The organism is Mycobacterium sp. THU-M104, from assembly GCF_049197365.1.
GTDB lineage: Bacteria > Actinomycetota > Actinomycetes > Mycobacteriales > Mycobacteriaceae > Mycobacterium.
The window spans coordinates 1-4933 of the sequence record NZ_JBMIOP010000096.1 but is presented as its reverse complement, the minus strand read 5'-3'; the positions used below and the strand labels follow the sequence as shown (position 1 = coordinate 4933).

4 protein-coding genes and 1 pseudogene are annotated in these 4933 nt (G+C 68.0%); all 5 read right to left on the bottom strand.

Features of this window, described 5'->3' with window-relative positions; genetic code table 11:
• Nucleotides 1–93: 93 nt before the first annotated feature.
• Nucleotides 94–1740, bottom strand: a complete 1647-nt coding sequence (locus ACOJVU_RS08875) for an NAD-dependent malic enzyme (protein ID WP_421529434.1) — start codon at nt 1738–1740, stop codon at nt 94–96.
• Nucleotides 1741–1814: 74 nt separating this feature from the next.
• Nucleotides 1815–2498 carry a serine O-acetyltransferase gene (gene cysE / locus ACOJVU_RS08870; RefSeq protein ID WP_421529433.1) on the bottom strand — a complete coding sequence of 228 codons (684 nt, stop codon included), beginning with the start codon at nt 2496–2498 and terminating at the stop codon, nt 1815–1817.
• Nucleotides 2499–2500: 2 nt separating this feature from the next.
• On the bottom strand, nt 2501–3433 hold the full coding sequence (gene cysK, locus ACOJVU_RS08865) for a cysteine synthase A (RefSeq protein WP_421529432.1): 933 nt from the start codon (nt 3431–3433) through the stop codon (nt 2501–2503).
• A gap of 413 nt (nt 3434–3846) precedes the next feature.
• On the bottom strand, nt 3847–4146 hold the full coding sequence (locus ACOJVU_RS08860; protein WP_421529431.1) for a hypothetical protein: 300 nt from the start codon (nt 4144–4146) through the stop codon (nt 3847–3849).
• A 138-nt stretch (nt 4147–4284) separates the two neighbouring features.
• A pseudogene (locus tag ACOJVU_RS08855) lies at nt 4285–4933 on the bottom strand (reductase); the annotation flags it as partial.

Sequence of the window (4933 nt, the reverse complement as noted above, 5' to 3'; positions counted from 1 at the left end):
AAGTAGCGCTGAGCACAGTCTCGACGCCGCCAGCGCAGACTCGGCACCAGCGGCGTCTGGGAACAACCCCCGACGAACTTACGGGCGAGACCACTAGTCATAGGCCGGCGTCCAGATGCTGTCGAGGATGGCCTGACGGATGTCGTCATGCGTCTTGCGTGCCACCCCGTCGTCGACGGCCGCGCGGTAGACCGCCTCGGCGACAGCCGTGGAGATGGTGCGCAGGTTCTTGATTTCGGGCAGCAGCGAATCGCCCCGATTCGCCGGACATGCCTGGTGCACAACGGCTTCCGCGGCGGCCCGCAGCATTTTCGTGGTGACCAGCCTGGCTCCGGCGACGACGATGCCCAGCCCGATCCCCGGGAACACCAACACGTTGTTGGCCTGCCCGATCCGGTAGGTCGTGCCGTCGTATTCGACGGGCGAAACCGGTGTGCCGGTGGTCACCAGGGCGCGGCCCTTCGACCACTCGAGCACGTCGCCCGGCATGGCTTCCATGCGGGAGGTGGGGTTGGACAGTGGGAAGATCATGGGGCGTTCGCACGACGCCGTCATCGCCTCGACGACCTGGCGGGTGAACGCCCCTGACACCGCCGAGCAGCCCAGCAACAAGTTGGGGGACGCGAGCGCGATCGTGTCGACCAATCCCACCCGCTCGTCGGCGGCCACGCCCAGCTCGTGGCGGTTCTTGGCGTAGGGTCGCTGGAAATCCCGCAGGTCATCCATGTCGTCGAACAGCAGGCCCTGCTTGTCGATCGGCCAGATCTGCGACTCCGCTTCCTCGACGGTGGCGCCGGCGGCGACAATCGCGTCCCGGATCTGATCGGCGACGCCGATGCCGGCCGTCCCGGCCCCGAAGACGATCGTCTTGTGTTCGCGCATCGGGGTCCCGGTGACGCGGCACCCCCCGTGCACGGCCGCCACGACGACCGCGCCGGTTCCCTGGATGTCGTCGTTGAACACGCAATACCGGTCGCCGTAGGTCTGCAGGATGTTGCGCGCGTTCGACGGCCCGAAGTCTTCGAAATGCAGGATTGCGTTCGGGAACAGCCGGTGCGCGGTCTCGATGTAGCGTTTGACGAAATCGTCGTATTCGGCGCCGCGCCGCCGGGGATGACGGTTGCCCAGGTAGAACGGGTCGGCCAGCAGTTGCTCGTTGTCGGTGCCGACGTCCAGCGACACCGCCAGGCAGCGGCGGGGGTCGATGCCGGCGCCGGCGGTGTACAGCGCCAGCTTGCCCACGGCGATCTGGATCCCCCCCACGCCCCAGTCGCCGATACCCAGGATCGCCTCGGCGTCGGTGCACACGATCAAGTCGACGCCGTCAGGCCCCAAGCCGAAGGTGTCGAACGCGGCCTCGATCTCGTCCGGCTCGTCGATGCTGAGGAAAAGGCCCCGCTGTCCTCGGTATTCGTCGGAGAAACGCTGGATGGCCTCACCGACGGTGGGGGTGTAGACCACCGGCATCAACTCGGGCAGATGGTCTTCGAGCACCTTGAAGTACAGGACTTCGTGGCGATAGTGCAGCTGCTCCAGCAGCAGATTGCGGCCCAAATCCGTTGCCAGGCTTTGTACTTGCTGCCACACGCGATGGGCTTGCTGGTCGAGCGTGAGCACCGCCGAGGGCAACCGGCCGGTCAACCCCAACTGCCGTCGCTGCGCGTGGGTGAAGCCGACCCCCCGGTTCAGGCTCGGTGCGGACAGCGCCGCCGGGACTCGCGGCGTGCAGGGATCGCTCATGGCATCCTTCCTTCGGGGGCCTGCCGCCCCAGACCACGGTAACGCCGCTCGCGGTGGGCCGCCCCGCGCGCGGTCTAAATGGAGAAGTCCTCGCCGTGCCAGACCCCGGCTTCGGGCGGGCGGATGACGCGCCCACTCTGCTGCCCGTCACCGAGGGCCTCCAGCTTGGCGACCCGGGTCAGCAGGGATTGCAGGCTGACGCCGACGAGATCGGGCATCATCGAGTCGTCCGGGCTGCCGCGGCCCGGGCGGCTGATCGCCTGCCCAGGCACCCCGACGACCACCGCGCTCGACGGAACTGGCTTGACCACCACGGCGTTCGCGCCGATGCGGCTGTCGTCGCCGATCTTGATCGCGCCCAGTATCTTGGCCCCGGCGCCGATGGTCACGCGGTCGCCGATCGTGGGGTGGCGTTTGCCGGTGTCGGCGCCACTGCCGCCGAGGGTGACGCCGTGGTACATCGTGACGCCGTCGCCCACCTCGGCTGTTTCCCCGATCACCACACCGGTGGCGTGGTCGATGAACAACCCGGAGCCGAGGTGGGCGCCGGGGTGGATGTCGACGCCGGTCAGGATGCGGGTCAACTCGGCCAGAGCCCGCGCGGTCACCCTGGCGCCGCGTTTCCACAGCCAGTGGCTGATCCGGTGGCCCCAGATGGCATGCACACCCGGGTAGGCGAAGATCACCTCGAGCGTCGTCGGCGCGGCCGGGTCGCGCTCCCGAGCGGCCCGGATGTCGTTGCGCAGGGCAGCGAGCATGGCTAGTCCGCCACGTCCGCGAACAGCGGTGTGCTCAGATACCGTTCGCCGAAACTCGGGAGCAGCGTGACGACGAGCTTGCCGGTGTTCTCCGGCCGGTGGGCCACCTGTACGGCGGCTGCCACCGCAGCGCCCGAGGAGATGCCGGCGAGCAGCCCCTCTTCGCGTGCCAGGCGCCGGGCCATGGTGATTGAGTCCTCGTCGCCGACGGCGATCACTTCGTCGATCAGGTCCATGTCCAGTACCGGTGGGACGAAGCCGGCGCCGATGCCCTGGATGGGGTGAGGCCCCTTCTGCCCGCCGGACAGCACCGGCGACGCAGCCGGCTCCACCGCGATGATCTGAATGGACGGCTTGCGCTCCTTGATGGCCTGGGCCACGCCGGTGATGGTGCCCCCAGTGCCCACCCCGGCCACGAAGATGTCGACCTCGCCCGCGGTGTCACGCCAGATCTCCTCCCCGGTGGTGGCCCGATGCACGGCCGGATTGGCGGGGTTCTCGAACTGCTGCGGCACGAAATACCGCTGGTCGGTCTTGGCGAGTTCCTCGGCCTTGGCGATGGCGCCCGCCATGCCGTCGGCGCCGGGCGTCAGCACGAGTTCGGCGCCGTAGGCGCGCAGCAGCATCCGCCGCTCGACGCTCATCGTCTCGGGCATGGTCAGCACGCACCGGTATCCCCGCGCGGCACACACCATCGCCAGCGCGATGCCGGTGTTGCCGCTCGTCGGTTCGAGGATGATCGTGTCCGGTTTGATCAGGCCCGCGAGTTCGGCCGCGTCGATCATGGCCACGCCGATACGGTCCTTGACGCTGTTGGCCGGGTTGAAGAACTCCAGCTTGGCCACGACGTCGGCGACGGCGCCCTCGCTGACCCGGCGCAGCCGGACCAGCGGCGTGCCCCCCACCAGCTGCGTGATGTCGTCGGCGATGCTCATGTGCCCTCCTCAAAGGTGCGCCGGACACGCCGGCCAATCCCTTGGTGAGATCCGTGAAATGCGGTCATCGGTGGTCGGTCTTCCTGGAGAGTGACGCGCGTCCGGTGCCGCCCCGGCGAACCCTCGGACCCGCCGGTATCCGGCGCCGGACGCACACAACAGTTGAGCGTCGGAAAGCGTCAGGAAATCAACAACAACAGTCCACAGCGGGACGGCGCGTAAGGGCGAAGCGCGGCTGTCTGGCCTGTTGCATAGCCCCACTATAGGACAACTGCCCTGTTCGCCGGTCCGGCTCATCCGCGCCTTCACCTCGCCCCGAAGCTCGATCACCGCCTACGGGTCTAAACCGGGTCAACCGCCGGTCAATTCCGCTCAGGGCGCGGATGGATCACAAGGGGTGGCGGCGGCGGCGCTCAGCGACCTGCCGTAGGCCGGGGTTGGGCGAGCCCCTCGTCCCGGACCAGGGGACAGTCGTCGCCGCGGGCGCACCGCCTGCGGCCGTCGTCGAAGCGGCACGCGATCTGGGTGTCCCGCCGGCGCAGCAGGTGCTGCAGGTAGACCTTGTCACGCTGGTTTCTGGAAAACACCAAATCCAGGTCGACGGGCAGCCCCGCCCAGTCGACCCGCTCGCGAGTGGTACCGAGCCGCAGCCGGCACTGCGGCGGGCAGAAGTGTTCGGGGGCCCCTTCGGGTCCGACACAATCCCGAGCCATGCTTCCGGCACTCCTCTGACCCGTGCAATCCGGCAAGACACCCGCAATCCGACAAGAAAATGGTGCGGCGACGATGTTTCGGCGGCGGGTGCGCGACGTTTCGGTCGCATTACGCATCTCGCGGCGGCGCGCGAGATCTCAGTAGACGTCGCGGTGGTAGCGCTTGTCGGCGCTCAGCGCGCGCACGTATGCCCGGGAGGCGTCGTGGTCGAGCCTGCCGTGCTCGGCCGCGATGTCGCTGAGCGCACGGTCGACGTCCTTGGCCATCGGGTCGGCGTTCCCGCAGACATACACCTGCGCGCCGTCCTGCAACCAGCGCCGCAGCTGGGCGCCGCGGTGGCGCATCAGATGCTGGACGTAAACCTTCTCGCGCTGGTCGCGGGAGAACGCCAGATCCAGCTCGGTGAGGAATCCGTCCGCACGCATCGCCTCGATCTCGTCGCGGTAGTAGAAGTCGGTGGCGGCGTGGCGTTCCCCGAAGAACAGCCAGTTGGGTCCGGTGTAGCCCAGTGCGCGGCGCTCCTGCAAAAAGCCCCGGAAGGGAGCGATCCCGGTTCCGGGTCCGATCATGATCATCGGCGTGTGGGGATCGGCCGGAGGCCGGAAATTACTGGAAGGCCTTACAGACAAAGCGATCTGGTCGCCAGGTGAGCGGTCAGCCAGGTAGGTTGAACACACGCCGTGGCGTTGGATCCCCTGGAAGTTGTACCGGACGGGGGAGACCGTCAAATGGACTTCGTGCGGACTTTCCTTGGGGCTGGAGGAGATCGAATACAGCCGCGGCTGA

What these genes read in the sequence shown, in the direction of transcription:
- ACOJVU_RS08875 (WP_421529434.1), bottom strand. Translation starts at nt 1,740, where the DNA reads ATGAGCGATCCCTGCACGCCGCGAGTCCCGGCGGCGCTGTCCGCACCG.
- cysE (WP_421529433.1), bottom strand. Translation starts at nt 2,498, where the DNA reads ATGCTCGCTGCCCTGCGCAACGACATCCGGGCCGCTCGGGAGCGCGAC.
- cysK (WP_421529432.1), bottom strand. Translation starts at nt 3,433, where the DNA reads ATGAGCATCGCCGACGACATCACGCAGCTGGTGGGGGGCACGCCGCTG.
- ACOJVU_RS08860 (WP_421529431.1), bottom strand. Translation starts at nt 4,146, where the DNA reads ATGGCTCGGGATTGTGTCGGACCCGAAGGGGCCCCCGAACACTTCTGC.